At 68.1% G+C, this 1,111-nt stretch carries 1 protein-coding gene; it reads right to left on the reverse strand.

Going from position 1 to position 1,111, the window contains the following annotated elements; translation table 11 throughout:
- A partial coding sequence (locus E1283_RS36440) for a heme o synthase (RefSeq protein ID WP_132822424.1) occupies positions 1 to 966 on the reverse strand: 966 nt, incomplete at its 3' end.
- Between the last annotated feature and the right edge of the window lie 145 nt (positions 967 to 1,111).

Below are 1,111 nucleotides of genomic sequence, written 5' to 3' on the forward strand. Positions count from 1 at the left end.
GGGTGACGATCTCCCCGCCGGGACGCACCTGCTCCAACCACGCGGCCGGCACGCGAGGAACACCAGCGAGACGTACGTGATCGACCAGTGGAACAGCCGCATTTCCTTCAGCTTGGCGCCCCTCACCCCTGCCCTGGCCCTGGCCTGGAGCGCGTGCGCCTCCCACAGCCACCAGATGCCGGCCGCGGCCGCCACCGTCGTGTAGAACCAGCCGGCGTAGCCCAGCGGCCACAGCAGCAGCGAGACGCCGACCATCACCCAGCTGTAGATGACGATCTGCCGGGCCACCGCCAGGTTGCCGGCGATCACCGGCAGCATCGGGACGCCGACCTTGGCGTAGTCGTCGCGGACCCGCATCGACAGCGGCCAGTAGTGCGGCGGGGTCCAGAAGAAGATCACCAGGAAGAGGATGACCGCGCCCCAGGAGAGCGTGCCGGTCACCGAGGACCAGCCGATCAGCACCGGCAGGCAGCCGGCGATGCCACCCCAGACGATGTTCTGCGCGGTGCGGCGCTTGAGCCACATCGTGTAGACGACGACGTAGAAGAGCAGGGCGCCCAACGCGAGCCCGGCCGACATCCAGTTGACCAGGAGGCCGAACCACACCGTGGAGACGACGGCGAGGGTGATGCCGAAGACCAGCGCCTCGGTCGGCCGGACCACGCCCGTCACGAGCGGCCGGTTCTTGGTGCGCTCCATCACGGCGTCGATGTCGCGGTCGATGTACATGTTGAGCGCGTTGGCGCCGCCCGCCGAGAGGTAGCCGCCGAGGCAGGTGATGAGCACCAGCCACGGGTCCGGAACCCCGCCCTCGGCGAGGAACATCACGGGGACCGTGGTCATCAGCAGCAGCTCGATGATGCGGGGCTTGGTCAGCGCGACGAACGCCCTGATCCTCTCCCCCGGTGTCCAACGAACCGAGGCGGAGCCGAGCCCTGCCACGGGACGCGAATCAACGGCCGTCACGGACACCCCTGGTTGTACGACATCGGCGATCGGTTGTGCTCCGTCACTCTAGACGCCCGACTTACACGGCTTGTCACCGGGGGTGCCCGTGTCACGGGCCGGTGAACGGGGGTGAGCCTGTCTCTTATACTCATCTCCGAGCCCA

The organism is Streptomyces hainanensis, assembly GCF_004348415.1.
Classification (GTDB): Bacteria; Actinomycetota; Actinomycetes; order Streptomycetales; family Streptomycetaceae; genus Streptomyces; species Streptomyces hainanensis.